This is a genomic window from Georgenia sunbinii (assembly GCF_036421875.1).
Lineage (GTDB): Bacteria > Actinomycetota > Actinomycetes > Actinomycetales > Actinomycetaceae > Georgenia_B > Georgenia_B sunbinii.
This window is the reverse complement of sequence record NZ_JAZGOL010000004.1, coordinates 24,230-49,787: the sequence shown is the minus strand read 5'-3', so window position 1 is coordinate 49,787 and position 25,558 is coordinate 24,230. Positions and strand designations below refer to the sequence as shown.

Annotated in this window: 25 protein-coding genes; 15 read left to right on the top strand and 10 right to left on the bottom strand. The window is 72.0% G+C overall.

The features are described from left to right. Positions 1 to 18: 18 nt before the first annotated feature. Together V2J52_RS11345 and V2J52_RS11340 are read left to right on the top strand one after the other, a co-directional pair. Positions 19 to 714: a vitamin K epoxide reductase family protein gene (locus V2J52_RS11345; RefSeq protein ID WP_331227825.1), complete on the top strand. Its 696-nt coding sequence runs from the start codon at positions 19 to 21 to the stop codon at positions 712 to 714. Further along, positions 711 to 1,397, top strand: a complete 687-nt coding sequence (locus tag V2J52_RS11340; RefSeq protein ID WP_331227824.1) for a metal-dependent transcriptional regulator — start codon at positions 711 to 713, stop codon at positions 1,395 to 1,397. Before V2J52_RS11345 ends, V2J52_RS11340 begins: the two co-directional genes overlap by 4 nt. Here the strand turns inward: V2J52_RS11340 and V2J52_RS11335 are convergent. From V2J52_RS11335 to V2J52_RS11325, 3 genes are read right to left on the bottom strand one after another with little or no spacing between them, the layout of a single operon-like run. Beyond that, positions 1,378 to 1,569, bottom strand: coding sequence for a hypothetical protein (locus V2J52_RS11335; protein WP_331227823.1), 192 nt, complete (start codon positions 1,567 to 1,569; stop codon positions 1,378 to 1,380). The genes V2J52_RS11340 and V2J52_RS11335 overlap by 20 nt on opposite strands. A gap of 26 nt (positions 1,570 to 1,595) precedes the next feature. Continuing rightward, on the bottom strand, positions 1,596 to 2,045 hold the full coding sequence (locus tag V2J52_RS11330) for an HIT family protein (RefSeq protein WP_331227822.1): 450 nt from the start codon (positions 2,043 to 2,045) through the stop codon (positions 1,596 to 1,598). A 42-nt stretch (positions 2,046 to 2,087) separates the two neighbouring features. Next, entirely contained in the window at positions 2,088 to 2,873 is a 786-nt protein-coding gene (locus V2J52_RS11325; RefSeq protein ID WP_331227821.1) for an SDR family oxidoreductase, read from the bottom strand. Positions 2,874 to 3,041: 168 nt separating this feature from the next. Here V2J52_RS11325 and V2J52_RS11320 point away from each other — a divergent pair, with 168 nt between their 5' ends. Next, on the top strand, positions 3,042 to 3,902 hold the full coding sequence (locus V2J52_RS11320; RefSeq protein WP_331227820.1) for a sigma-70 family RNA polymerase sigma factor: 861 nt from the start codon (positions 3,042 to 3,044) through the stop codon (positions 3,900 to 3,902). Position 3,903: 1 nt separating this feature from the next. Here V2J52_RS11320 and V2J52_RS11315 read toward each other — a convergent pair whose 3' ends face one another. After that, on the bottom strand, positions 3,904 to 5,634 hold the full coding sequence (locus V2J52_RS11315) for a SulP family inorganic anion transporter (protein WP_331227819.1): 1,731 nt from the start codon (positions 5,632 to 5,634) through the stop codon (positions 3,904 to 3,906). After that, positions 5,631 to 6,029: an ArsR/SmtB family transcription factor gene (locus V2J52_RS11310; RefSeq protein ID WP_331227818.1), complete on the bottom strand. Its 399-nt coding sequence runs from the start codon at positions 6,027 to 6,029 to the stop codon at positions 5,631 to 5,633. The genes V2J52_RS11315 and V2J52_RS11310 overlap by 4 nt, the downstream gene beginning before the upstream one ends. 209 nt (positions 6,030 to 6,238) lie before the next feature. On the opposite strand from V2J52_RS11310, the gene V2J52_RS11305 reads away from it, so the two are divergent. Together V2J52_RS11305 and V2J52_RS11300 are read left to right on the top strand one after the other, a co-directional pair. After that, complete coding sequence (locus V2J52_RS11305) at positions 6,239 to 6,676, top strand: MarR family winged helix-turn-helix transcriptional regulator (protein ID WP_331227817.1); 438 nt, start codon at positions 6,239 to 6,241, stop codon at positions 6,674 to 6,676. Between the two features lie 65 nt (positions 6,677 to 6,741). Further along, positions 6,742 to 6,891, top strand: a complete 150-nt coding sequence (locus V2J52_RS11300; protein ID WP_331227816.1) for a hypothetical protein — start codon at positions 6,742 to 6,744, stop codon at positions 6,889 to 6,891. Here the strand turns inward: V2J52_RS11300 and V2J52_RS11295 are convergent. Next, complete coding sequence (locus V2J52_RS11295) at positions 6,888 to 10,196, bottom strand: DEAD/DEAH box helicase (protein ID WP_331228092.1); 3,309 nt, start codon at positions 10,194 to 10,196, stop codon at positions 6,888 to 6,890. The two genes, V2J52_RS11300 and V2J52_RS11295, sit on opposite strands and share 4 nt — an antisense overlap. Before the next feature lie 222 nt (positions 10,197 to 10,418). On the opposite strand from V2J52_RS11295, the gene V2J52_RS11290 reads away from it, so the two are divergent. Beyond that, positions 10,419 to 10,814, top strand: a complete 396-nt coding sequence (locus tag V2J52_RS11290; RefSeq protein WP_331227815.1) for an SHOCT domain-containing protein — start codon at positions 10,419 to 10,421, stop codon at positions 10,812 to 10,814. 66 nt (positions 10,815 to 10,880) lie between these two features. Here V2J52_RS11290 and V2J52_RS11285 read toward each other — a convergent pair whose 3' ends face one another. Beyond that, entirely contained in the window at positions 10,881 to 11,684 is an 804-nt protein-coding gene (locus V2J52_RS11285) for an ABC transporter permease (protein ID WP_331227814.1), read from the bottom strand. Then, complete coding sequence (locus tag V2J52_RS11280; protein WP_331227813.1) at positions 11,681 to 12,865, bottom strand: ATP-binding cassette domain-containing protein; 1,185 nt, start codon at positions 12,863 to 12,865, stop codon at positions 11,681 to 11,683. The genes V2J52_RS11285 and V2J52_RS11280 overlap by 4 nt, the downstream gene beginning before the upstream one ends. A 61-nt stretch (positions 12,866 to 12,926) precedes the next feature. On the opposite strand from V2J52_RS11280, the gene V2J52_RS11275 reads away from it, so the two are divergent. The 4 genes from V2J52_RS11275 to V2J52_RS11260 all read left to right on the top strand — a co-directional run bounded on the left by V2J52_RS11275 (position 12,927) and on the right by V2J52_RS11260 (position 15,502). Continuing rightward, a complete protein-coding gene (locus V2J52_RS11275) occupies positions 12,927 to 13,886 on the top strand; it encodes a helix-turn-helix transcriptional regulator (protein WP_331227812.1) in 960 nt (319 codons plus the stop codon). Positions 13,887 to 14,099: 213 nt separating this feature from the next. Then, positions 14,100 to 14,285 (top strand): hypothetical protein, encoded by a 186-nt coding sequence (locus V2J52_RS11270; RefSeq protein WP_331227811.1) that lies wholly within the window; start codon positions 14,100 to 14,102, stop codon positions 14,283 to 14,285. 147 nt (positions 14,286 to 14,432) lie between these two features. Beyond that, a complete protein-coding gene (locus V2J52_RS11265; RefSeq protein ID WP_331227810.1) occupies positions 14,433 to 14,960 on the top strand; it encodes a pyridoxamine 5'-phosphate oxidase family protein in 528 nt (175 codons plus the stop codon). Between the two features lie 59 nt (positions 14,961 to 15,019). After that, a complete protein-coding gene (locus tag V2J52_RS11260) occupies positions 15,020 to 15,502 on the top strand; it encodes a hypothetical protein (RefSeq protein ID WP_331227809.1) in 483 nt (160 codons plus the stop codon). A 15-nt stretch (positions 15,503 to 15,517) separates the two neighbouring features. On the opposite strand, the gene V2J52_RS11255 is transcribed toward V2J52_RS11260, so the two are convergent. Then, complete coding sequence (locus V2J52_RS11255; protein WP_331227808.1) at positions 15,518 to 16,894, bottom strand: family 4 glycosyl hydrolase; 1,377 nt, start codon at positions 16,892 to 16,894, stop codon at positions 15,518 to 15,520. Then, on the bottom strand, positions 16,891 to 17,640 hold the full coding sequence (locus V2J52_RS11250) for a DeoR/GlpR family DNA-binding transcription regulator (RefSeq protein ID WP_331227807.1): 750 nt from the start codon (positions 17,638 to 17,640) through the stop codon (positions 16,891 to 16,893). Before V2J52_RS11250 ends, V2J52_RS11255 begins: the two co-directional genes overlap by 4 nt. Before the next feature lie 149 nt (positions 17,641 to 17,789). Here V2J52_RS11250 and V2J52_RS11245 point away from each other — a divergent pair, with 149 nt between their 5' ends. From V2J52_RS11245 to V2J52_RS11225, 5 genes are all read left to right on the top strand, one after another. Then, the gene (locus V2J52_RS11245; protein ID WP_331227806.1) at positions 17,790 to 18,872 is read left to right on the top strand and encodes a carbohydrate kinase family protein; all 1,083 of its coding nucleotides are present in this window, start codon (positions 17,790 to 17,792) and stop codon (positions 18,870 to 18,872) included. A gap of 89 nt (positions 18,873 to 18,961) precedes the next feature. Continuing rightward, positions 18,962 to 20,365 (top strand): ABC transporter substrate-binding protein, encoded by a 1,404-nt coding sequence (locus tag V2J52_RS11240; protein ID WP_331227805.1) that lies wholly within the window; start codon positions 18,962 to 18,964, stop codon positions 20,363 to 20,365. Positions 20,366 to 20,423: 58 nt separating this feature from the next. Beyond that, on the top strand, positions 20,424 to 21,332 hold the full coding sequence (locus V2J52_RS11235) for a carbohydrate ABC transporter permease (RefSeq protein ID WP_434056420.1): 909 nt from the start codon (positions 20,424 to 20,426) through the stop codon (positions 21,330 to 21,332). Beyond that, a complete protein-coding gene (locus V2J52_RS11230) occupies positions 21,329 to 22,147 on the top strand; it encodes a carbohydrate ABC transporter permease (RefSeq protein WP_331227804.1) in 819 nt (272 codons plus the stop codon). Before V2J52_RS11235 ends, V2J52_RS11230 begins: the two co-directional genes overlap by 4 nt. Positions 22,148 to 22,286: 139 nt before the next feature. Further along, positions 22,287 to 25,544 carry a PIG-L family deacetylase gene (locus V2J52_RS11225; RefSeq protein ID WP_331227803.1) on the top strand — a complete coding sequence of 1,086 codons (3,258 nt, stop codon included), beginning with the start codon at positions 22,287 to 22,289 and terminating at the stop codon, positions 25,542 to 25,544. The last annotated feature ends 14 nt before the right edge of the window (positions 25,545 to 25,558 follow it).

The window sequence follows — 25,558 nt, the reverse complement described above, 5'->3', positions numbered from 1 at the left end:
CACGAGGACGGAGCCGAAGTGAGCCACCAGCCACCACCCGCCAACCAGTCGGCGGCAGTCGAGGACGAGCTGCTCCCGGAGGAACGCGAGCTGGCCGTCCTCGACCGGACCCGACCCACCGAGCACCAGCTCGCCGGCGGATCCGGTCGTGGGCTGGCGTGGCTGCTGACCATCGGCGGGGCCATCGGGCTGTGGGCCTCGGTGATGCTCGTGCTCTCCGAGCGGGCGCTGCTGGCGGACCCGAACGCGGACCTCGCCTGCGACATCAACCCGATCGTCGGCTGCGGCAGCTTCATCCTCAGCCCGCAGGCGGCCGCGCTCGGCATCCCCAACGCGCTGCTGGGAACGATCGCGTTCGCGGTGGTGCTGGCCAGCGGGCTCGCGCTGCTCGGCGGTGGCCGGCTGCCGCGGCCCTACTGGGTGGCGCTGATGGCCGGATCGGTCCTCGCCGGGCTGTCGCTGGGCTGGTTCCAGTACCAGGCGCTCGTCGAGCTGCGCGGGCTGTGCCCGTACTGCGTGGTTGTCTGGGTGGTGACGATCCCGATCGTCGTCAACGTCCTCGCCCGCGGGCTGCAGGCCGGGCACCTGCCGGCGCCGGACGGGCTGCGACGGTTCGTCGCCCAGGAGCGGGCGCTGATCATCGTGGCCTGGTACGTCATCGTCGTCGGCCTCGTCGTCGTGGCCTTCTGGGACCAGTGGGCGCTGATGCTGTGACGCTGCCGGACTCCAACGTCGCCCAGGACTACCTCAAGCTCATCTACGCCGCCGGTGAGTGGGGCGAGGCGGGGATGAGCGTGAGCGCGCTCGCCGGACGGCTGGGGGTGGCCGCCTCGACGGTGTCCCAGACGGTCCGGCGGCTGTCCACCGAGGGCCTGGTCCACCACGAGCGCTACGGCGTCATCACGCTGACCGAGACCGGGCGTCGCGCGGCGCTGGCGATGGTGCGCCGCCACCGGCTCATCGAGACGTTGCTCGTCGAGCACCTCGGCTACGCCTGGGACGAGGTCCACGACGAGGCCGAGGTGCTCGAGCACGCGGTGTCCGACCTGCTCGTCGACCGGGTGGACGCGCTGCTCGGCCACCCGACGCGCGACCCGCACGGCGACCCGATCCCGACCCGCGACGGCGTGGTGCAGGTCCCTGCAGCGGTGCCGCTGGCCGCGGTGCCAGCCGGCGGCTCCGGCATGGTGGCGCGGATCTCGGACGCCGAGCCGCAGGTGCTGCGGCACCTCGCCGACGTCGGCGTCCGGCTCGACGCCCGGCTGGCGGTCGTCGAGACCCGGCCGCAGGTGGGCACGATCAGCGTGGACGTCACGATCGACGGCGCCAGCCCGAGCCGCGTGGACCTCGGCGACGGCGCAGTCGCCGCCATCTGGATCACCCCCACCCCCGCCTGACCCCTCCCGCCGACAGCAGACTTGTCCCCGAGAGCGGGATTGTCCCCGACAGCAGACTTGTCCCCGACAGCAGACTTGTCCCCGACAGCAGACTTGTCGCCGAGAGCAGACTTGTCGCCGAGAGCAGACTTGTCGCCGACAGCAGACTTGTCACCGACAGCCGACTTGTCACCGACAGCCGACTTGTCGACGCGGACGTTAGTCGAGCGAGGGCGAGCCCAGCTCGGCGGGGATGTTGACGCCGTGGCCGGCGTCGCGCAGCGCGGCCCGGACCCGCTCGGCGGCGGCCTCGAGGTCCTCGCCCGCGACGTCCGGCCGGGCGTTGGCGAAGGTCAGTGACTGCTCGTCCCACGCGGGCAGCACGTGCACGTGCAGGTGCGGCACCTCGAAGCCGGCGACGAGGATGGCGGCGCGCGGCGCGTCCCAGGCGACCTGCTGAGCGCGGCCAACCGTCTTGGCGACGACGACGAGGTGACGCAGCAGGTCGTCGCTGGCGTCGGTGAACTGCACGATCTCCTCGCGTGGCACCACCAGCATGTGGCCGTCGGTGATCGGCGCGATGGTGGCGAAGACGACGCAGACGTCGTCGGCCCACACGAAGTTGCCGGGGATGTCGCCGGCGATGATCTTGGAGAAGACGGTGCTCATGGCGCCACACTACGGTGCCGCGGCGGCCACGAGCCCCGGACCTCAGCCCACCCGGTGGCCGGCGTCGACCCGCGCCGCGAGGAAGTCCTCCCACGAACGGCTGCCGCGGTCGGCGGTGTCGAGGTTGAGGTTGTCCCCGGCGCGGTAGGCGCGTCCCGCCCGGCCGGGGATCCGCACCGGCAGGTGAGGGCGCTGCCGGCCCTGCGCCTCGAGATAGCCACGGGTCAGCTCGGTGACTGCGTAGTCACGCGGGCCGGCGAGGTCACGGACCCGGCCCGCCGGCGGGCCCAGGGTGAGCTGGACCAGCCGCTGCCCGACGTCGCGGGCGTCGACCGGCTGGAAGCGGAGCCCGCCGGGCGCGGGGACCACCGGCAGCCGGGTCATCGACCGCACCGCGGTGAGCACGAGGTCGTGGAACTGCGCGGCGCGCAGCACCGTCCACGGCACACCGGCGCCGGCGACCGCCTGCTCGGCGCCGAGCTTGGCCCGGAAGTACCCCAGCGGCACCGGGTCCGCGCCGATCACCGAGATGGCGACGACGTGGCTCACCCCGGCGGCGGCGGCCGCCCGGGCGAGGGTGGCGGTCGCCCGGTCGTCGCCGCGAGGCCCGCCGGCGAGGTGGAGGACGGTGTCCACGCCGTCGACCGCGGCGGTGACCGCGCCGTCGTCGTCGTGCAGGAGGTCTGCGACCACGTACTCGACGCCGGGGAGCGGCTCGTGCGGTCGGCGGCTGAGGACGCGAACTTGGTGGCCGGCGGCGGTCAGCAGTGGCAGCACGTGGCTGCCGAGCGCGCCGGTGCCCCCGGTGACGAGGATGACAGGTGCCATGGTGCGGTCTCCGTTCGGTTTCCGGCCGGCGGTGCCGGCGGTGCCCACCCGAGGTGGTGGTGCTGCCAGGTCGACGGCGGACGGGGGGCGGATGTGACACGCCGTCACATCCGTCGCCCCGGCGACGTCGACCTGGTGACCGCAGCCCGCGAGCGAGAGGATGGGCAGATGACCGACCGGCAACAGCTGGCGATCCAGTTCGAGGCGCAGCGTGGCCGGCTGCGGGCGGTGGCCCACCAGCTCGTGGGCTCGCCGAGCGTGGCCGAGGACGTCGTCCAGGAGGCGTGGCTCCGGCTGGACCGCACCGATGCCAGCACGATCCGCAACCTCGATGCCTGGCTGACCACCGTGGTGTCACGGCTCGCGCTCGACCACCTGCGAAGCGCCGCGCGTCGGCGAGAGCGGGCATGGCAGATCGAGCCGTGGCAGGAGCCGGTGACCGACACCGGGAACCCGGAGGAGGAGATCAGCCGGCAGGACGCCGTCGGCGTCGCGCTGCTCGTCGTGCTCGACACGCTCGGCCCGGCGGAACGGCTGGCGTTCGTGCTCCACGACGTCTTCGGCCGGCCGTTCGAGGAGATCGCGACGGTGCTCGACCGCACCCCGGCGGCCGCCCGCCAGCTCGCTTCCCGGGCCCGACGGCGGGTGCGCGGCGCCCCGCCGACGGTGCGCGCGGACCGGGCCTGGCACCGGCGCGTCGTCGACGCCTGGCTGGCCGCCGTCCAGGGCGGCGACCTCAGTGCGCTGGTCGCGCTCCTCGACGACGACGTCGTGCTCACCTCGGACGCGGGCGCGGGTGGCACCCGGGTGATCAGCGGCGCTCAGCAGCTCGCCCGGCAGGCGGCTGGCTTCGCCGCGGTGGCGGCCCGCGCGGTGCCGGTGCTCATCGACGGTCGCCCCGGGGTGATGGCGGTCGACGGCGGCCGAGTCCTGTCGCTGATGGCGTTCGAGATCACCGGCGGCCGGATCACCCGGTTGGACGTCCTCGCCGACCCGGCGCGGTTGGCCACGGTTGACCTGCCCGGGTAGGTCAGCGTAGCCGGCTGGGCTCGGCGCACCCGAGCTGCCCCGGGGCGTCGCCGTCGGCGTGCGCCACGTGGGTCCGGGCGTGGGTGACTGCCGCCCGGAGGTCGGCGAAGTAGTGCTCCTCGGTGCCGAGCGCGGCGATCACCCCGACGGCGCTGGCGGTGCGGAGCTGGTTGCGGTCGAGCCCCTTGAGCAGCACGGTGACGCCCCGGCCCTGGAGGTCAGTGATGATCTCCTGGAGCGCGTTGGCCCCCGAGGCGTCCATCACCCGGATGTCGCCGAGCGCGAGGACGACCACCTCGACGTCGTCGACCGCGGTGACCTCGTCGAGGAACTGCCTGGTGGCGCCGAAGTAGAGCGCCCCGTGGAAGCGGTAGACCGCGATGCGGTCGTCGAGCGGCGACGGCTCCGCGACGTCGTCGTCCAGCGGGTCCCGACGGACCCCGGAGACGCGCGATATCGCCCGCAGCGCGAGGAACGCGGCGGTGGCGACCCCTACTTGCACCGCGACGATGAGGTCGAAGACCACCGTCACCCCGACGGTGAGGAGAAAGACCGCCGCCTCGGACCGCGCCGAGCGGATGATCGCGCGGGCGGTGCGCAGGTCGATCATCCGCAGCGCGGTCACCATGAGGACGCCGGCAAGCGCCGACATCGGGATGAGGGCGACGACCGGCGTGGCGAGCAGCACGACGAGCACGAGCACGACGGCGTGGCTCGCCGCCGCCAGCCGGGTCTTCGCGCCGCCGCGGACGTTGACCGCGGTACGAGCGAGGGCACCGGTCGCGGGCATCCCACCGAAGATGCCCGAGGCGACGTTGGCCATCCCCTGCCCGACGAGCTCCCGGTTGGTGTGGGTCGGGCGGACGTCGTCGACCATGCCGTCGGCGATGCGCGCGGAGATGAGACTCTCGAGCGCGGCCAGCGCGGCGATCGCGAACGCCGACGGCAGCAGGGTGGCGAGCGCGGCAGCGTCGAAGGCGGGGATCGACGGCGTGGGGAGGGAGTCGGGCAGCGCACCGATCCGCGCGACGTCGAGGTCGAGCAGCTCGGCGGCGAGGGTGGCGGCGGCGATCGCGATGAGCGAGCCGGGCAGCGTGCGCCGCCACCACGAGAGCCCGAACATCATCACGACGACGGCGGCGGTCACCAGCAGCGGTGTCACTGCCGGTCCCCACTCGGTGATCCGCAGCGTCTCGAGCGCGACGAGGCCGGCGTTCTCGCCGTCGGGCTTGGGTACGTCCAGGGCCAGCGGTACCTGCTGGAGGAAGATGATGACGCCGATGCCGAGGCTGAAGCCTTCGATCACCGGCCACGGGATGACGTCGACCAGCCGGCCCATGCCGGCGATCCCCATGGCGATGATGATGATGCCCGCGAGGATCGACAGCGCGAACACCGACTCGGCTCCGTACCGGGCGACGACCGGGATGAGGATGACGGTCATCGCCCCGGTGGGCCCGGAGACCTGCAGGTGGGACCCGCCGAAGACCGCCGCGACGAAGCCGGCGACGATCGCGGTGATGAGTCCCGCGGTGGCGCCGACGCCCGACGCCACTCCGAAGCCCAGCGCCAACGGCAGGGCGACGATCCCGACGGTCAGCCCGGCGAGGAGGTCGCCGCGCCACGACCGTGGCAGGGCGGCGTAGTCGCTGCGCTGGGGCAGCAGCTCTCGGCTGGTGCGGACGAGGTCGCGTACCCGGTGGCCGCGCGACCGACTGGCGTAGAGGGTCATTGGTCCGGCTCGGCGGCGGTGAGGTCGGCGAGCGCGGTGCTGGTCGCGGCGAGGCGGTGGAGGAGGAAGGCCTTGGCCGCGTCGAGCAGTTCCGCGATGCAGGGATCGGCCAGCGTGTACGTGACGACGTTCCCGCTGCGCTGCGTCGTGACCACCTGCGCTCGGCGCAGCACGGCGAGGTGCTGGGACAGGTGGGACGCCTCGATCCCGATGTCGGCGATGAGCGCGCTCACCGGCTGCGCGCCGCTGGTGAGCAGCTCGAGCGTGCGGATGCGCACCGGGTGCCCGAGCGCCTTGAACAGCTCGGCCTTGATCTCGTAGATCGGGGTGCGGATGTCCGGCGGCTGCGCCGCTCGCTGCGCGCCGTCGGGGGAGGGGACTGCGGTGGTGGGCACGGGATCCTTTCCGAATCAGATGGCGACTTGATGATTCTATCAACTCATCATGTTGCGGAGGGTCGAGCGGGTCGAGCGGGCCGGGTGGGCAGGCCCACCCGGGGCGAGGCGGGGCAGGGTGCCAGTGGGCGCTAGCATCGGAGGTCGACTCTGGAGGTTGCATGGGGACGGACGCGGGGCGGCCACGCCACGGCGACGCCGGGACATCGATGACCCGACTGGCCGCTGAGTCGTGGGAGGAGCTGTTCCGCGCTCAGGTGACCCTCATGCGCCGGTTCGAGGCGAACGACGACTTCACCCCGCTGACGTCGCGCGAGTACGACGTGCTGTTCCAGCTCAGCCTGGGCGACGGCGGTGCGATGCGGATGCGGCGGCTCAACGACCTCATCATGCTGAGCCAGCCGAGCCTGAGCCGGATGGTCGACCGCCTCGCCGACCGTGGCCTGGTCGAGCGCCGCTCGGCTCCCGGCGATGCCCGCGGCGTCGTCGTCGCGCTGACCGAGGCGGGGGCCACCCTGCAGCGGGAGATCGGCCGCCGGCACGTGCGCTCGATCCGCCGGTACGTCGGCGCCGCGCTGAGCGAGGCGGAGCTCACCCAGCTCGGCCGGCTCAGCCGCAAGCTCCGCGACGCCCAGCCCGAGCTCTAGCCGGCCCGGCGGGTCCGCGGGACGATCGCCCCCTTCGCCGAGAGCGGGATTGTCCGCAGCCGTTGGTGGACAATCCCGCTCTGTGGGCGACAATCCCGCTGTCGGTGACAAGTCTGCTCTGGGTGACAATCCTGCTGTCGGTGACAATCCTGCTGTCGGTGACAATCCCGCTGTCGGTGACAAGTCTGCTGTCGGTGACGGAGGGTGCGGGTTAGCCGGCGAGGAGGTCGCGGATGTCGTCGGCGGTCAGCGGCGCGGAGAGTAGCGCGTCGTCGCCCATGACCTGGTCGAACAGGTTCTGCTTGCGCTCCTTGAGGGCCATCACCTTCTCCTCGATGGTGCCCTCGGCGACCAGCCGGTAGACCATCACCTTGCGGTCCTGCCCGATGCGGTGGGTGCGGTCGACCGCCTGCGCCTCGACGGCCGGGTTCCACCACGGGTCCAGCATGAAGACATAGTCGGCCTCGGTGAGGTTGAGACCGAAGCCGCCGGCCTTGAGGCTGATGAGGAACACCGGTGCCTCGCCGGTCTTGAACTCGTTGATCCGCCGGGCCCGCTGCGTGCTGCGGCCGTCGAGGTACGCGTAGTCGACGCCGTCGGCCTCGAGCCGGGCCCGGACTGTGGCGAGGAACCCGGTGAACTGGCTGAAGACCAGTGCACGGTGGCCCTCGGCGATGACCTCCTCGAGGTGCTCCATGAAGGCGTCGGCCTTGCTGGAGCTGACGTCGGCGTACTTCTCGTCGACCAGTCCGGGGTCCAGGCTCAGCTGCCGCAGCAGCGTGAGCGACCGGAAGATGGTGAACCGGTTCTTGTCGAGCTCGTCGACGAGCCCGAGGATCTTGCGACGCTCCTGCTGCAGGTGGGTGTCGTAGATCTTGCGGTGCCGGTCGTTGAGCGTGACGGTGAGGATGTGCTCCTGCTTCTCCGGCAGCTCGGGGGCGACCTCCTCCTTGGTCCGGCGGCGGATGAAGGGCGCGATCCGGCGGCGCAGCGTCGCGAGCTGCTCGTCGCCCTCGCCGCGCTCGATCGGCTTGCGGTAGGTCTCGGTGAACCGCTTGGGGTCGGGGAACACCCCGGGCGCGGCGATCGACATCAGCGACCACAGGTCCATCAGGCTGTTCTCCAGCGGGGTGCCGGTGATCGCCAGCTTGAACCGGGCGCGCAGCCGCCGGGCGCACTGGTAGGTCTTGGCCTGGTAGTTCTTGACGAACTGGGCCTCGTCGAGCACGAGCGCGCTCCAGTCGAGCGAGTCGTAGGAGTCGAAGTCGATCCGCAGCAGCGCGTAGGACGTGATGACGACGTCGGCGTCCCCGACCTTGTCCGCCAGCGTGCGACGGGCGGCGCCGGCGCTGCGTCCGATGGTCACCACCCGCAGACCCGGGGTGAAGCGGGCGGCCTCGCTGGCCCAGCCGCCGACGACTGACGTGGGCGCGACGACGAGCACCGGTGCGGTGAGCCGGCCGGTCTCCTTCTCCCGGGCGATCGCCGCGAGGGTCTGCAGGGTCTTGCCCAGGCCCATGTCGTCGGCGAGCACGCCGCCCAGCCCCGCCTGCCACAGCATGCTCAGCCATCGGTAGCCGTCGAGCTGGTAGGGCCGCAGCGTGGCGTTGACGCCGGCCGGTAGCTCGGCCTCGACGAGGTCGTCGCCGGCGGTGAGCCGGGCGACGGTCTGCTGCCACCGGGTGCTCTGCTCGGCCACGACGCCGAGCTCGGCGAGCTCCTCCCACAGCCCGGTCTGGAAGGCGGAGACCCGAAGGCCGTCCTCGGGCCGGGTGTCCTGGAGGTCGGAGGCCTCGGCGATGAGCCGGCGCAGCTGGTCGAACTCCGGCCGGTCGATGGCGAAGTAGGTGCCGGAGAGGAGCATGAGGTGGGTGTCGCCGGCGGCCAGCGCCCGGAACAGCTCACGGAACGGCACCTGCTCGCCGTCGAGCTGGACGCGCACCCCGAGGTCGAACCAGTCGGCGTCGTCGGTGTCGGTCGCCGAGACCTCGATGACCGGGGTGGCGTGCGAGAGCTTGTAATCGGGAACCTCGCCGACGGTCTCGACGACGAGATCGGGGCTGTGCCGCAGCCGAGGCAGGACGTCCTCGGTGAACGCCGCCGCCGACAGCGCCGACAACCGCAGTCGCGCGGCGGGCCCGACGCCCGGCGGCGCCGCCCGCAGCTGCGGCAGCAGGTCGGTAGGCAGGTCGAGGCCGGCGAGCAACCGGTCCTCGCCGTGCGGGTCGCGCGGCGGGCCGGCGTCGTCCTCGGCGGCGTCGATCGGCACCCCGGTGACGGTGCCCTCGACGTCGTACCGGAAGAACCACTCGAGCTCGAGGTGGTGCCCGTAGCTCAGGCGCAGCAGGAGGGTCGGTGGCGTGATCTGCGGCAGGTCGACCGAGCCGTCGCTCGAGCCGACCGGCACGACGCCGCGCAGCTGGGGGTAGAACTCGCGGCGGAACCGGTCGAGGTCGGCTGGTGGGATACGCACCGGAGCCGCGGACACCACGTCGGAGGCCTGGCTGCTCAGCCGCCTCGCCAGCGGCGCGAGCAGGATGCCCGCGCGGGTGGCGAGGGCCGGGGCGGCGCCGTCGTGCCCGGGGACGACGTCCGCGGCGGCGACGTCGACGACGACGCCGTGGGCGGGCCGCCCGACGATGCTCAGCGCGGCGGGACCGGCGAGCAGCGGGCCGACCGTGGCGGTGCCGGCCATCGAGGTGCCGTCGAGCACCCGGTGGCGGGTGAGGTCGAGGCCGAGCTCCGCCGATGCCTCGGAGAGCAGCACCGGACCGGTGATGCTCTTGTGCGGGATCAGCTCGACGCCGGCGTGGACGACGTCGCGCAGCAGCGGCCACAGCGCGGGGCCGAAGTCGTCGAGGAAGACGTTGGGGTCGGCGGAGCCGTAGGAGCGGCTGGCGTCCCAGGTGCCGATGAGTGCCTTGAGCGCCTCGACGTGCTCGCCGACGTGCCCGCTGTACCGGTAGGCGTGCTGGATGTCGCGCCACGCGATGCCGGCCATCACCCAGCGGCCGGTCTTGCCCTGCACCACCGGGCGGATCCGCACCCGCCGGGCGGAGGAGTCGCGGGTGGGTCCGTGGCGGCCGGTGATGTACTCGAACTGCAGCCCGAGGGGAGTCCCGGCGTCGTGCTCGTTCGCCGGTCCGACAACGGCGGCCAGCGCCCGCTCCCAGTCCGACTGGCCGGCCGACCGGGCGGCGGAGGAGGCGCGGTCCCGGGCCGCGGCGAGCACCGCGACGCCGTGCTTGCAGGCGGCGCCGACGGGGCACGTGCACGAGCTGGAGACCCCCAGCGCGCCGTCGAGGACGACGACCGTCTGGTACGGCCGACCGCCGGAACCGGCGACGGTGCCGTACAGCAGCCGGCCGCCGGTCTCCACCTGCAGCCGCTGCACCCGGCCGCGCGCGGCGTAGTCGAGGCCGCGCTCGACGGTGGGCGCGCCGAAGGTGGCGCGGAGGGTGGAGTCGTCGGGCAGCCGGTCCCGGATCCCGGCCAGACCGTTGTGGGTCGTCCACGTCATCTCCACCCGACCACGGTAGCCGTCACCGCCGACATCGACGGCGGCCGGGCTCGCCACCGAGGGCCGCCAAACCGCCGTTTCGCCGCCGAGGTGTGAATAGGATGAGCGCCGTGTGGCGGGCATCACCGCCGCCGCACTGCTCACGCACAGCTCTGCTGCTCGCCGGCACTCTCGTCGGGGCGGGCCTTCCTGTCAGTGAACGCCTCGAGACGGAGCCGCCCGATGGACTACCTCAGCAACATCTGGGACTACCTGTGGTTCTTCTTCACCGTGATGATCTTCATCGGCTACCTGATGGCGCTCTTCTCGGTGATCACCGACCTCTTCCGTGACCGCGAGCTCGGTGGCGGCTGGAAGGCGCTGTGGATCGTCTTCCTGCTGTTCTTGCCGCTCCTGACGATGATCGTCTACCTCATCGCTCGGGGCCGCGGGATGGGAGCGCGGACGCAGCAGCAGCACGACGCCCAGCGTGCGGCCACGGAGGGCTACATCCGAGAGGTCTCCGAGCGGTCGACCCCGGCCGGGGAGATCGCGCAGGCCAAGGCCCTGCTCGACGCCGGCGCGATCTCCGCCGAGGAGTTCGAGGCGGTCAAGCGCAGCGCGCTCGCCCGGCTCTGACTCGCCCGGCTCTGACCCGGCGGCGCGGGTGGCTGGCTGCGATGCCGCCGGCCACCCGTGCCGACGTCAGATGCTGTCGCGCATCGCCCGGATCCCGAGCGTGAGGCCGAGCGCCGCGACGGCGACGGCGGCGATGCCGCCCTGCCAGACCGAGGGGTCGGTGAGCGCGCCGTTGAACAGCGACCGCTCCGCCTCGACGAGGTAGGTGAGCGGGTTGGCACGCGCCAGCGCCTGCATCCAGCCGGGGGCGGCGTCGAGCGGCAGCAGCATCCCGGAGAGGATCATCAGCGGGAACAGCAGCCCCTGCTGCACGGTCCAGAACATCCAGTCCCGTTCCCGGGAGGCAATGGCCAGCGCGTAGCTGAGCGCGCCGAGCCCGACGCCGAACACGCCGAGCAGCACGAGGCCGACCACCATGAGCGGCGACGGCCGGAACCCGACGATCGAAGCGACGCCGGTGATGACCAGCGCCTGGATCGTCAGCGGCACCATCTCCTTCAGCGCCCGGCCGATCATCAGCGCCGGGCGGGCGACCGGGGCGACGAGCATCCGCTCGTGCGAGCCGGATTGGATCTCGAACAGCAGGTTCGACCCGGTCATCGCGGTGCCGAACAGCGTGGACATCACGATGATCCCGGGGACGAACCACTGCAGCGACTCCGCGAGCGGCAGCCCGGTCATCCCGCTGAGCAGCGGTCCGAAGAACGCGAGGAACACCAGCGGCTGCACCAGCGCGAACACCACCGAGAACGGGTCACGCAGGATCGGCCAGAGCTCGCGCAGGAAGACGTTCCCGATGTCACGGACGAGGCCCGACGGGCGGCTGACGACGTCGGTCGGCCCCGGGGTCGGGAGAGCGGTGGTGGTCATGAGCGGTCTCCCTGGCTGCTGGCGGCGACGTCGGAGCTGGTGGACAAGTCGGCTGTCGGTGACAATCCCGCTGTCGGTGACAAGTCGGCTGTCGGTGACAATCCCGCTGTCGGCGATAAGTCGGCTGTCGGTGACAATCCCGCTGTCGGCGATAAGTCGGCTGCCGGCGATGAGTCTGGGTGGGTGGGGGTGCGGTCTTCGCGGAGGCTGCGGCCGGTGAGGGCGAGGAAGACGTCGTCGAGGCTGGGGCGGTCGAGCTCGACGGCGTGGACCCGGTGGCCCTGCGCGGCGAGGTCGCCGAGGAGGACCGGCAGCACCTGGTCCCCGTGGTCGACGACGACGACGTACGAGGTGACGCCGTCGTCGTCGGTCGCCCCGACCTGCAGCTGCGGGTCGCGCTGGCCCGAGCCCGTGGCCGCCGCTCGCAGCAAGCGTGCGACGGCGTCGGTCGGGCCGGTCACCCGCAGCGCGACCCGGTCGCCGGCGAGGTCGCTCTTGAGCCGGGCGGCGGTGTCGTCGGCAATGATCCGGCCGTGGTCGACGACCATCACCCGCTCGGCGAAGTGGTCGGCCTCGTCGAGATAGTGGGTGGTGAGGAACAGCGTCATCTCGTAGCGCTCCCGCAGCGAGAGGATGTGGTCCCACAGGTGCGCCCGGGACTGCGGGTCGAGGCCGGTGGTTGGCTCGTCCAGAAACAGCAGCCGCGGTCCCGGCACCAGCCCGAGCGCAATGTCGACCCGGCGCCGCTGCCCGCCGGAGAGCTTCATCGTCGGGCGGTTGGCGAGCTCACCGAGGTCGAGGATCTCGATGAGCTCGTCGGCCCGCCGCCGGCGCTCGACCCGCCCGAGTCCGTAGAACGCCCCCTGGCTGACGAGCTCGTCGCGCAGCCGGTAGTACTGGCCGGCGCCGTTCTTCTGGCCGATGTAGCCGATGCGGGCGCGGACCTGGGCCGGCTGGGTGGCGATGTCGTAGCCGCAGACGGTCGCCCGCCCGGCGGTCGGCTCGAGCAGGGTGGTGAGCATGCGCAGCGAGGTGGACTTGCCCGCGCCGTTGGGCCCGAGGAACGCGGTGAGCGAGCCGGGGGAGACGTCCATGGTGAGGTCGGCGACCGCGACGACGTCGCCGCCGCCGGGGCCGGAGAAGTGCTTCGCCAGCCCCTGGGTACTGATGATCGGTGTCATGATCCCAGGCTAGAAACCAATGCGGCCGGATCCTGACCGCAATGCCGAGTAGATTTTTGCCATGTCCGATCCCACCGCCCGCAGCCTGCGACTCCTCTCCCTGCTCCAGACCCACCGGCACTGGAGCGGGGAGGAGCTGCGCGACCGGCTGCGGGTGAGCGAGCGCACGCTGCGCCGCGACATCGACCGGCTGCGCGAGCTCGGCTACGACGTCGCCGCGACGCCCGGCGCGGGCGGGGGCTACCAGCTCGCCGGCGGGGGCCGGCTGCCGCCGCTGCTGCTCGACGACGACGAGGCGGTGGCGATCGCCGTCGGGCTGCGCACCGCGGCGGTCCAAGGGCTGTCCGACGGCGAGCACACCTCGCTCAGCGCGCTCGCCAAGCTCGAGCAGATGCTCGCACCTCACCTGCGCCGGCGGGTCTCAGCGTTCCAGGAGACCGCCGTCACGGTGCCCGGCCAGGGCGAGCGGGTCGACGCCGACCTCCTCGCCCAGCTGGCGCTCGCCTGCCGCGACCACGAGCGGGTGCGGTTCGGCTACGTCTCCCGGCTCGACGTCGAGAGCTCGCGGCACGTCGAGCCGCACTCGCTGGTGCCGATGGGCAGCCGCTGGTACCTGGTCTGCTGGGACCTCGAGCGGGCCGACTGGCGGACCTTCCGCGCCGACCGGATGGCGCGGCTGCTGCTCACCGGGGTCCGGTCCGAGCCCCGCACGCTGCCCGCGGCCGACGCCGCCGAGTTCGTCCAGCACGCGCACGTCGACTCCCGGCAGCCGCTGGAGGCGGTGGTCCACCTCGACATGACGCTGGCGCGGGCCCGGGCGGACTTCGGCATCTGGGCCAGCGGCGCGCAGTCCAACGAGTCGGGAGGGGTGGACTGGCCGATCGGCGGCACCTCGGTCTCCGACATCCTCTACGGCCTCGGCTGGATCCCCCGCGACGTCGCGTGGACCGTCACCGCGCCGGACGAGATGCTCGCGCCGTTGCGCGCCGTCGCCGCCCGGCTCACCGTCGCCGCCCGCTGACGGGGCCGGCGAATAATCACGTGACTCCGTCACGGGGACCTGCCACGCTTTCGGTATGGCAATCGACACCGTGCGCTGAGTAGGCCGTCGCCCCCAGGGATCGAGGCGACGCTGCCCACGATCCCCGCACGTCTCACCACCGGGTTCTTCCGGTGACTCCGCCATGCCCACGGCCACCGCCGTCGGGTTCGTTCACGATGATGGGAAATCACGATGTCTTCGATCATGCTCGGCGACATGTCGGCGAGCAGCATGGGAATGCCCCTTGCCGACTACGTCTACCTCCAGCGCCGTCCGGCGACTCGGGTGCTGCGCGCCCGCCGCGGCCGCTGGGCGGGGATCTTGCCCCGCGCCACCACCCGCAACGCGCTGCCGCAGGGCGTCGCGGACACCCTGTAGCCGATGACCGGCCGTAGGCAGACAGGCGGCGAGCCGCCCGCAAGGAACACCGGAGACCACGGGTCCGGCACGACATGTGCCGGGCCCGTCGTCGTCTCCCGATGAGTCCCGCGGTGCCCCCGGGTCGGTACCGGGAGGAGTCACCGAGTGAGGGAGAGCATCGTGCAGGAACCGACGACGTCGTCATTGGACCCCCGTTTCAGCGATCCGGCCGCCGTGGCGCGGCCGTGGCAGGAGACCGAGGACGCGCTCGCGGCCGCGGAGTTGTACTGGCTCGGCACCGTGCGTGGTGACGGTCGGCCGCACGCGACGCCGATGGTGGGGGTGTGGCACGACGGCACACTGTGCTTCTGCACCGGCGTCGGCGAGCAGAAGCAGCGCAACCTCACCGGCAACACCGCCGTCACCGTGACCACCGGGACGAACGCCTGGACGGTCGGCAGCGACGTCGTCATCGAGGGACACGTCGAGCGGGTGATCACCCCCGAGGGGCTCACCGCGATCGCTGATGCGTTCCTCGCGAAGTACGGGGAGGCGTGGCGGTTCGAGGTCAGCGGCCAGGGCTTCGCCTCGCCGGGCGGGCTGGCGTGGGTGCTGCGGGTGGCTCCGGAGCGGGCGTTCTGCTTCGCCAAGGACCTGCACGGTCAGACCACCTACCGCTGGCCGGAGGGCTGAACGGGGCCGCGAGCTGAGCGCGTCCGGCGTCGAGCCGACGCAGGTGGTTGGCTGGGCGCATGGAACGTGGAGAGCCGGTCGAGCCCCCGCCGTCGGCCGAACCCGCGCCCGGGCCGCCACAGCCCGGCAGCCGGCGCTTCCCACGCTCCGCCGTCCTCGGCACCCACCTGCGGCGCACCGATGCTGCCCTCGAGCGGCAGCGGAGCCACGTCGACGCCGCCCGGGAGGCCGTCGCCGTGCTGCGCGACCTGCGCGACGACCTCGTCGAGCAGGCGGTCGACGAGACCAGCTCGCACCGGGCCGATGCGCTCCAGGCGCAGGCGGCCGCGCTGACAGCCCAGCTGGCCGACCTCGAGCGGCAGCTCGAGACCCTGGAGGAGGCGGACGCGACGGCCCGGACCCGGGCGGTGGGCCTGCGTCACGTCGAGGAGAGCGCCGGCAGCGCGGTCCCGTTCCGGGTGGCCCCGATGTCCGCAGACATCCTCGACGGCCTCACCGACCGCGACGGCCTCGCGGGCAGACCGGGCTCACCGGGGCAGTAGCCCCGCCGACGACCGCTACCGCAGCCGCGCCCCGACCTCCGGGGTCGCCTCGCAGTACGCGTCCACCAGCTGGCGGGCGATCTCGACGGAGTCGACCAGCGGGTGGTTGGCGAACGCCCGCCAGGCGAGCTCGCGCGACCCCTCCGCCAGCGCCCGCAGCACGAGCTGCTCGCTGGCCTTGACCTGCACGAGCAGGCCGGCCATCTCGCCGCTGAGCGGCGCCACCGAGTGGGGGTGCACGCCGTCGCGGTCCACCGAGCACGGCACCTCGATGACGGCGTCGGGCGGCAGCTGCGGGACGATGAGATCGGCGCCAGGGCCGCGGGAGTCGTTGCCGACGCCGAGGATCATGGTGGCGGCCTGCCCGGTGGTCAGCCCGGCCATGAGGTCGAGCGCCACCTCCTGGTAGCCGCCGCCGACGACGTCCTCGGCGCGCCGGCTAAAGCGGTCCTCCTCGGCGCGGGACTCGCCCATATAGCTGGACTCGCGGGCGTGGCGCGCGGCGTCCCAGATCTCCAGCGCGCGGTCCGGCTCGGCGGCCGCCGCCCGGTAGAAGTCGAGCTGCTGGCGGTCGAGGTACTCCCCGCGGGTGGGCTCGCCGTTGCTGATCCGGGCCAGCGCCTCGCGGTGGGAGTAGTAGTAGAAGAGGTACTCGTTGGGCAGCGCACCCAGCGCGCGGACCCAGTCGAAGCCGAACAGCCGCGCCTCCTCGATGGCGTCGAGCCGCTCGTCGGAGGCGAGCAGCTCGGGCAGCACGTCCGTGCCGTCGACGTCCAGGCTCCGCAGCCAGCCGAGGTGGTTGAGGCCGATGTAGTCGAAGTCGATCTCGACAGGCTGCCGGCCGACGGCCTGGACGGCGCGCCGCATGAGGCCGATGGGGGTGTCGCAGATACCGATCACCCGGTTGCCGAGCACCCCGCGCATCGCCTCGGTGATGATGCCGGCCGGGTTGGTGAAGTTGATGACCCAGGCGCCCGGTGCGACGTCCTGCACCCGGCGGGCCAGCTCGACGGCGTGGGGGACGGTCCGCAGCGCGTAGGCGAGCCCGCCGGGCCCGACCGTCTCCTGGCCGAGGACGCCCAGCTGCAGCGCGATGTGCTCGTCACGGACCCGGCCCTCGGTGCCGCCCGGCCGGATCGCGGAGAACACGAAGTCCGCGCCGGTGAGCGCGGCGGTGAGGTCGGTGGTCGTGGTGACGGTGGGGGGCTGCGCCTCGGTGCCGGCGTACGCCTCGCTCATCGCTCCGAGCACGCGGCCCATGACGGCCATCCGCTCGTCGGAGACGTCGTAGAGGCACAGCTCGGTGATCCGGATCCGGGCCCCGGCGCCTGACACCGCCTCGAAGATCTGCGGCACGCGGAAGCCTCCGCCGCCGATGAGGGTGAGCTTCACGCGGTGAGGACCTCCGTGTTGTGGTGGCGCAGGGCCTGCAGCCCCGGCGAGTCTGCCACAGGCGTCGTGATGACGACGTCGAGCATCTCGGGCCCGCACACCGCCAGCAGCCCGGAGCCGGGGAACTTGTCCTCGTCGGCGACGAGGATGCGGCGCTCGGAGGCGGCGAGGATCGCCCGCTTGACCGGGACCTCGATGCTCGTCGAGTCCAGCATCGAGCCGTCGTCGCGCACCCCGCTGGTGCCGAGGAAGCACATGTCGGCGGTGATCTGCGCGAGCGCCTGCTCGGGCAGCGAGCCGACGAAGGAGAGGTAGGAGGGCCGCAGCACGCCGCCGAGGACGACGAGCTCGACGACGGGATCGTCGCGCAGCACGTCGACGACGGCGAGGGAGGCGGTGACGACGGTGACCCGGCGGCCCCGCAGGTGGCGGGCGACCTCGGCGACGGTGGTGCCGATGTCGAGGATGACGACGTTGCGCTCCTCGACCAGCTCGGCGGCACGCGCACCGAGCCGGGCGCGGACCGGTCCGCGGGCGGCGGCGACGTCGGCGAACGGCCGAGCGTCCGGCTCGATCGAGCCACCGCCTCGCACCCGCTGCAGCCGGCCCTGCTTGCTCAGCATGTTGAGGTCACGGCGGATGGTCGAGGTGCTGACGCCGAAGCGGTCGGCCAGACGCGCGACGGAGACCTCTCCCGCACTCTGCAGCTCGGCGAGGATAGAGTCGCGCCTGGTCGAGGTCAGCACGCATTGATGTTAGCAGAAGCGTGCATGAGTGGGCAGGAGTGTGCATAGAATGTTGGACGGCGACCAACGACGCGCAGCCGGGCTGCGCGTACCGGTCGACGGGGTCGACGGACCGCCGGACGGGAGCAGCGATGACGCAGGAGGCCGTGATGCCTGAGTCCCCGCAGCCCGCGACGCCCGAGCAGCCCGCCCTGCTCGACGTGTTCCTCTGCGGCCCGGTCTTCCTGGACATCGTCTTCACCGGTCTGCCGACGGTGCCACGCCCCGGCACCGAGGTGTGGGCGAGCGGCATGGGCTCGTTACCCGGCGGCATCGCCAACCTCGCGGTGGCCGCCAGCCGGCTCGGCCTGGGCACCGGGCTCGCCGCCGGCTTCGGCGGCGACGTCTACGGCCGCTGGTGCTGGGACGTGCTCGCCGAGGAGGGGATCGACCTCAGCCGGTCGACCCGGCTGCCTGACCAGCACACCTCGGTGACGGTCTCGGTTGCCTATGACGACGACCGCTCGATGATCACCCACGGCCACGACCTGCCGATGACCCACGACGAGCTCATCGGTGACCCGCCGCGCAGCCGCGCGGTGATCATCGACCTCGACGACCGACGGGACGCCGAGCAGTGGTGGCGCACGGCGGCCGCCGACGGCGCCAAGGTGTTCGCCGATGTCGGCTGGGACCCGGCCGAGGCGTGGGACCCCCGCCGGCTGGACTCGCTCGCCAGCTGCTACGGCTTCCTGCCCAACGAGCGGGAGGCGATGGCCTACACCCGCACCGACTCGCCGCGGGCGGCCGCCCGGCGGCTGGCTGACCAGGTCCCGCTCGTCGTCGTGACGATGGGCTCGGCCGGCGCGGTGGCGATCGACTCCGCCACCGGCGAGGAGGTGATGGTGCCGGCGCTGCCGGTGACCGCCATCGACCCGACCGGCGCCGGCGACGTCTTCCTCGCCTCGTTCGTCAGTGCCACCCTGCAAGAGTGGCCGCTCACCCAGCGGCTGCGGTTCGCCACGTTGTGCGCGGCGCTCGCCGTCCAGCAGTTCGGCGGTTCCCTCGCCGCACCGGGGATCGGGGACCTCCACGACTGGTGGTCGGCGACGACGCTCGCGCACCGCGCCGGTGAGCCGGCCGCCACCGAGCGGTACGAGGACTACGGTTTCCTCGACCGGGTGCTGCCTGCCCGGCCGGACCGGGTGGCACGGCGGGCAGAGGCGACCTTCGCGCTGGACGCCGACCTGTGACACCCCGACCTGTGACACGCGATCTTGACAACCCTTACCCAACCGGCGAGGCGCACCCCCCGCACCGCCACTCACCAGGAGGAACGAGCATGAGTCGAACCAGAGGACGCCGCGGCTTCGCGAGTGGTGCCGCCGCCGTCACCGCCGCGACACTGCTGCTGGCCGCGTGCACGCCGGGCTCCGGCGGCAACGGCGACGAGGAGACGACCGAGCCGGCCCCCGGCGACGACGCCACGACCACCGGTGAGATCGTCACCGACATCTCCACGCTCGAGGACCAGACCCTCGTCGTGTGGGACCAGGAGGTCCGCGGCGGGCAGGCCGAGCAGATCGAGCAGCTCAACGCCGACTTCATGGCCGAGTACCCGAACATCACCATCGAGCGGACGTCGGTCTCCAACGACGACCTCACGACGACGCTGGGACTGGCGCTCTCCGGCTCCGACGCCCCTGATGTCACCCAGGTGAACAACTCCCGGTCGCAGATGGGCCGGTACGTCGCCGCCGGTCAGCTCCTCAACCTCGACCCCTACGCCGAGGCCTACGGCTGGACCGACCGGTTCTCCGACTCGGTGCTGCAGAACACCCGCTACTCCGAGGACGGCGTCACCTTCGGCGAGGGCGCGATCTTCGGCCTGCCGCAGGTCGGTGAGGTCGTGGGCATCTTCTACTCCAAGTCGAAGCTCGACGAGCTCGGCCTCGAGCTGCCCGAGACCTGGGCGGCGTTCGGCGACCAGCTCGCCGAGATCAGCGACGGCGGCGAGACCCCCCTCATGCTCGGCAACCTCGACCAGTGGCCCTCCGGGCATGTGTTCGGCCAGATCCAGGGCGCGCACGTCGATCCCGAGGAGATCCGGGCACTGGGCTTCGGCAACGCCGGCGCGAGCTGGGAGAGCCCGGAGAACCAGGCTGCGGCGGAGGAGCTGGGCAGCTGGGTCGACGCCGGCTACTTCAACGAGGGCTTCAACGGCGCGGACTACGACGCCATCTGGCAGGCCTTCTCCGAGGGGGAGGGCGTCTACCTGATGGCCGGCTCCTGGCTGGGCGCGGACATCGAGGCCACCATGGGCGAGGACGTCGGTTTCATCGCCCCGCCGCCGGTCGAGGCCGGCGCGGGCAAGGTGACCACCGGGGGCACGGGCATCCCGTTCGCGGTCACCTCGCAGGCGAGCAACCCCGACGTCGCCGCTGCCTACATCGACTTCATCACCAGCGCCGAGGCGATGACGGTGCTGGCCGAGACCGGGAACATGCCGGTCGTCGAGACCACGGAGAACATGCCGGAGGACGGTCTGCAGGCCGACATCTACCAGGCGTACGCCGAGGTCACCGAGGACGGCTCGCTCGTGCCGTACCTCGACTGGTCCACCCCGACGATGGGGGACACGCTCGGCCAGTCGCTGCAGTCCTTCATGGGCGGCCAGCTCGACGCCGCCGGGCTCCTCGCCGCGCTCGAGGCGGACTATGGCGACTTCGTCGCATCCAACAACTGACCGACCGGGGCACGGCGGCGATGCCCGCCGTGCCCCGGNCCCCCCCCCCCCCCCGGCCGTGGCCGCCGCGCGCGGCCGGCGTGGCCGCGCGGCGGGCGGCTCGGCGCACCGGTTCGGGGCCACCCCGTACCTGTTCCTGCTGCCCGCCTTCGTGGTGTACGCGGTCTTCCTGCTCTACCCGCTGGGCCGGGCGGCGCAGATCTCGCTGTACGACTGGGACGGGCTGAGCCTGGCGACCTTCGTCGGCCTCGACAACTACATCGAGGTGTTCGCCGACCCCCAGCTGCGTGAGGCGTTCTGGCACGCGCTGGTGCTCATCTTCTTCTTCGCGATCATCCCGCTGGCGGTGGGCCTGGTGCTCGCCGCCATCCTCGTGCGCGCCAGGGTCCGTGGGCTCGGCTTCTTCCGGACCGTGGTCTTCCTGCCGCAGGTGATCGCGATGGTCGTCGTCGCCGTCGCGTGGCGGCAGATCTACGCGCCGAAGGGTGATCTCAACCGGCTGCTCGAGGCGGTGGGGCTCGGCTCCCTCACCCGGACGTGGCTGGGGGACTTCACCTGGACGCTGCCGGCGGTGGGCTTCGTGGGCACCTGGGTGTGCACCGGGCTGGTCACCGTGCTGCTGATGGCGGGCATAGCCCGCATCCCGAACGACCTGTTCGAGGCAGCGACGCTCGACGGCGCCGGGCCGGTGCGGCAGTTCCTGTTCATCACGGTGCCGTCGGTGCGCGCGGAGATCGTCGTCGCCCTCACGCTGACTATCATCGCGGCGCTCAAGACCTTCGACCTCGTCTACGTGACGACGTCCGGCGGCCCCGGGACGTCGACGTCGGTGCCCAGCTACGAGGTCTACCGCCGAGCGTTCATGATCGGCGACGTCGGCTCGGCAGCGGCGATCGCCATCGTGCTCACCGTGCTCATCTTCCTCATCAACCTGGCCGTCAACCGCATCGGGGAGCGTGAGAAGTGAAGGTCTCCACCGGAGAGCGGCTGGGCAACTACGTCATCCTCGTGGTCTTCGCGCTGTTCGCGCTCGCGCCGATCGCCACCATCCTGCGCACCGCGCTGCTGCCGGAGACGCCGGCGGACGCCGCGGCGGGCGGGCCGCTGCACTGGGAGAACTTCGGCCGGGCCTGGGAGCAGGGCCGGTTCAGCGAGTACATGATCAACTCGGTGGTCGTCGCCGTCATCGTCGTCTCGCTGGCGACGGTGCTGTCGCTGATGTCCGGCTACGCGCTGGGTGCTTTCCGGTTCCGCGGCTCGCAGGTGATCTTCTACGTCTTCCTGCTCGGCATCATGGTGCCGGCCGAGGCGATCATCGTCCCGCTGTTCTTCGACCTGCAGAGCGTGGGCCTGACCAACACCTACTGGGCGATCGCGCTGCCGCAGGTGGCGCAGTCGGTGGCGTTCGGCACCTTCTGGATGCGTGCCTACTTCCGCGGCGCCAACCGCTCGATCATCGAGGCGGCCAGGCTCGACGGCGCCGGGCACCACCGGGTGCTGTGGCAGGTGCTGGTGCCGGTGGCGCGGCCGGCCATCGTCACGATGCTCATCCTCACCTTCATGTGGACGTGGAACGAGTTCCTCATCCCGCTGGTGATGTCGCCCAACGCGCAGCTGCGCACCGCACCGCTGGGGCTGGCGCTGTTCCAGGGCCAATACACCCAGGGCACTACGCTGCTCGCCGCCGGCGCGGTCCTCGTGGCGCTGCCGATGGTCATCCTCTACCTCTTCCTGCAGCGGCACTTCATCCGCGGCATGCTCGAAGGGGCGGTGAAGGACTGACCGTTCGCGCACAACTGCGCACAATCGTGAGCAATCCCTTGTAGAAGTGAGCAAGGTTTCGATAAGTTGACGCGAGCCGCGCGCGACCCGTGGCAACTGCCCACGCGGACGATGCCGTCCGCCTGTTCGGGAGGTATCTGTGAAGAGGTTACGTAGGAAAGCCCTCGCCATCGGGGGGCTGGTGGCGATCTCCCTCGGGGGCGTGCTGCCGGCAGCCGTCGGGGACACCGAGGAACCACCGCTGACCGTCGGTGATCCGTCGGTCACCACGGAGGTGTCGCCGAACAAGATCGACGTCATGGGCATCTGGGCCCATCCCGACGACGACGCGAGCTTCACCACGCCGTGCGGCGTCTGGCACGACCGCTACGACGTCCAGTGCGGGATCATCATGCTCACCCGCGGCGAGGGCGGCTCCAACTCGGTCGGCGACGAGGCCGGCCCGGCGCTCGGCCTGCGCCGCGAGAACGAGGACCGCGCCTCTCACTTCCGCTCCGGCACCGTCGACATCTTCAACATCGACGCCGTCGACTTCTTCTACAACACCAGCGCGGCACTGACCGAGGAGGTGTGGGGCTCCGAGCGGATCCAGCGCCAGGTGGTCCACGTCATCCGCCAGACCCAGCCCGAGATCCTCACCGGCTTCTCACCGGCACCGGCCGGGCACGGCAACCACCAGTACGCCGGCCGGGTCATCTGGGAGGCCGCGCAGGCCGCCGCCGACCCGACGATGTTCCCCGAGCAGCTCACCGGGCCGGACGCCGTCGACGTCTGGCAGGTCAAGATGATCACCTCCGGGGCCAGCACGCAGGGCGAGGGCGGGACAGACGGACCGAGCTGCAACGCCGGCTTCGAACCTGACCCGGCCAACCCGTTCACCGTCGTCGGCACCTGGACCGGCTACCCATCGCCGTTCACCTGGCTGCCCGGCAACATCCAGGGCCAGGAGCCCGGCACCGCGCAGACCTGGGCACAGGTCGGTCGTGAGGGCAACCGCGCCCACCCGACCCAGGCTCGCTCCAAGCACATCGGGATCTTCGACCCGAGCTGCCAGCGCTACGGCATAGCGCAGTCCGAGGTGCCGTTCCAGCCCAACGGCTCGCCGGAGAACGGTCGCGACGACGCGATCCTGTTCGGCTCGGTCATCGCCGACCCGGGCGGCATGCCGCTCGGCTCGACCTTCTCCTTCGACATCGAAGAGTACTTCCAGGCGCCCGACGAGCCCTTCGAGGTGACCGTCGAGAGCCAGGCCGGTGCCGGCACCATCGCCGCCGGCGACGTCACCCTCGAGGTGCCCGCCGGCTGGGACGTCTCCGAGACGCAGCAGCTGGGGCCGATCACCGATGCGGCCGAGTCGAGCGTGACCTTCACCGTCACGCCCGCGGCGGACGCCGCCACCGCGGTTCACCGGATCGCGGCGAGCTTCGACAACGGCACGGTGACCGCCTACAACGACACCCGGGTCGAGATCGTGTCGGGCGTCGAGGGTCGGTTCGAGCGGTGGGGCAACTTCTCCGAGTACGACGAGTGGGCGGAGCAGTTCACCTACGTCGCGGGCCGGTCCTCCGCGCAGAGCGACATCGGCGCGGGCGAGACGGTCACGGTGCCCGTCGTCGTCACCAACCGGACCGCCGAGACGCAGAACGGCGAGGTGACCCTCGAGGTCGAGGCGCCGTTCGTGGTGGAGCCGGCGTCCGTGCCCTACGCCGACCTCGCCGCGGGGGAGGACACCACGGTGGAGTTCACCCTCACCCACACCGATCCCAGCGCGGCAGGCGGCGCCACGGTGGACCTGCCCATCACCACCACCGCCGTCGAGGCAGGCTCGACGAGCAGCGAGACGCTGACGATGTACGTCGTGCCCACCACCGTCATCCCCGAGGCCGGCGACGCGCCCGTGGTCGACGGCGCCGAGGACGACAGCTACGGCTCAGCGATCGACATCGGTAGCCGCTGGGAGGGTGCCGAGTGCGAGCCCGACGGCGTCGACTGCGGCGACGGCAGCTTCGCCCGGCTCGCCTGGTCCGGCGACGACCTGTACGTGTACGCGCACGTCGTCGACGACGTCGCGAGCGCGGCCGCTACGCCGGAGCGCTGCTTCGGGCACTGGCTGGTCGACTCCGTCGAGGTGCTGCTCGACCCGCAGGCGACGTCGCGGGACACCTCGACGACCTTCAAGACCGGCATCATGCCGTTCACCGACGACCCGACCGGCAGCGCCGGCAACGGGCCGGACGGGCCCTGCTGGAGCCGTGACGCGGACAACCACCAGGGCTTCTCGTCGGGGCCGTTGGCCGACACCATCGAGGGCGCCCCGAACTCCCCGGGCCAGGAGGTCGCGGTGACCGTCAACCGCGGCGCCGACGGCAGTTACGAGGGTGGGTTCTACACCGTCGAGACCAAGATCCCGCTGGCGAACCTGCCCGCGGCGGTCGGTCCGACCAGTGCGGCACCGACCGGTGACTCGGTGACCAACGACGTCGACCCGGAGTTCATGGGTCTCAACGTCACGCCGTACGACTCGGACGTGGACACCTTCATCGGCAAGACGCGTACCGGATGGTCGCCGTTCGGCAGCCAGCAGTCCGAGCCCTACCGGTGGGGCCACGGCTACCTCGACGGGTACCAGCCGCCGGCCGACCGCTCGACCGAGCCGGCCGCGCCGATCATCCCTGACACCGCGCTCATGGGCGTGCAGTCGCCGCAGACGATCTACCAGTCCGCGGTGCGTGGCGTGACGATCTCGGGCCTGCCGGCCAGCCGTGCGCTGACCGTGGCCGACGTCGAGATCGGCAACCCGTCGGTGACGCTGGACGTCGAGGCCGCCGAGCCCGGGACGGTCCGGGCCTTCGTCTGGCGCGGCGACCTGGGCATGGTCCCGGTCTGGGTGTCCAGCTGTGAGGGCGACGTCCTCGGCTTCACCGCCTGCTCGCCGGACGACATCGGTGCGGCTCCCTGGGCGCCCGACATGGGTGGCCGGCTGCTCGGCAACGCCGTCGCCGAGGTCGGCCCCGGGGCGAGCACGGTGACCGTGGAGATCGGCGACGACGTGCTCGACGACCTGCGTGCCGACGGTTCGGTGCTGGTCTCCTGGGAGTCCGCCGACGGCGGCGTGAACGCGTGGCACTTCCCGGTGGCCGAGGGTGAGCTCCCGACCGAGGAGCCCACCGACGAGCCGACCACCGACGAGCCGACCGACGAGCCGACGACGCCCGGGCCCACGGACGACCCGTCGTCACCGGCCCCGACGTCCTCGCCCACCGGTGGCGGCAGCGGCGGCGGTGACCTGCCCACTACCGGCGCGGACGTGCTCACGTACGTGCTCGTCGCGCTCGGGCTGGCCGTCGTCGGTGGCGCGACCACGCTGGGAGTGAGGCGGGTGCGCGCGAACCGCTGATCTCGCGGACGTAG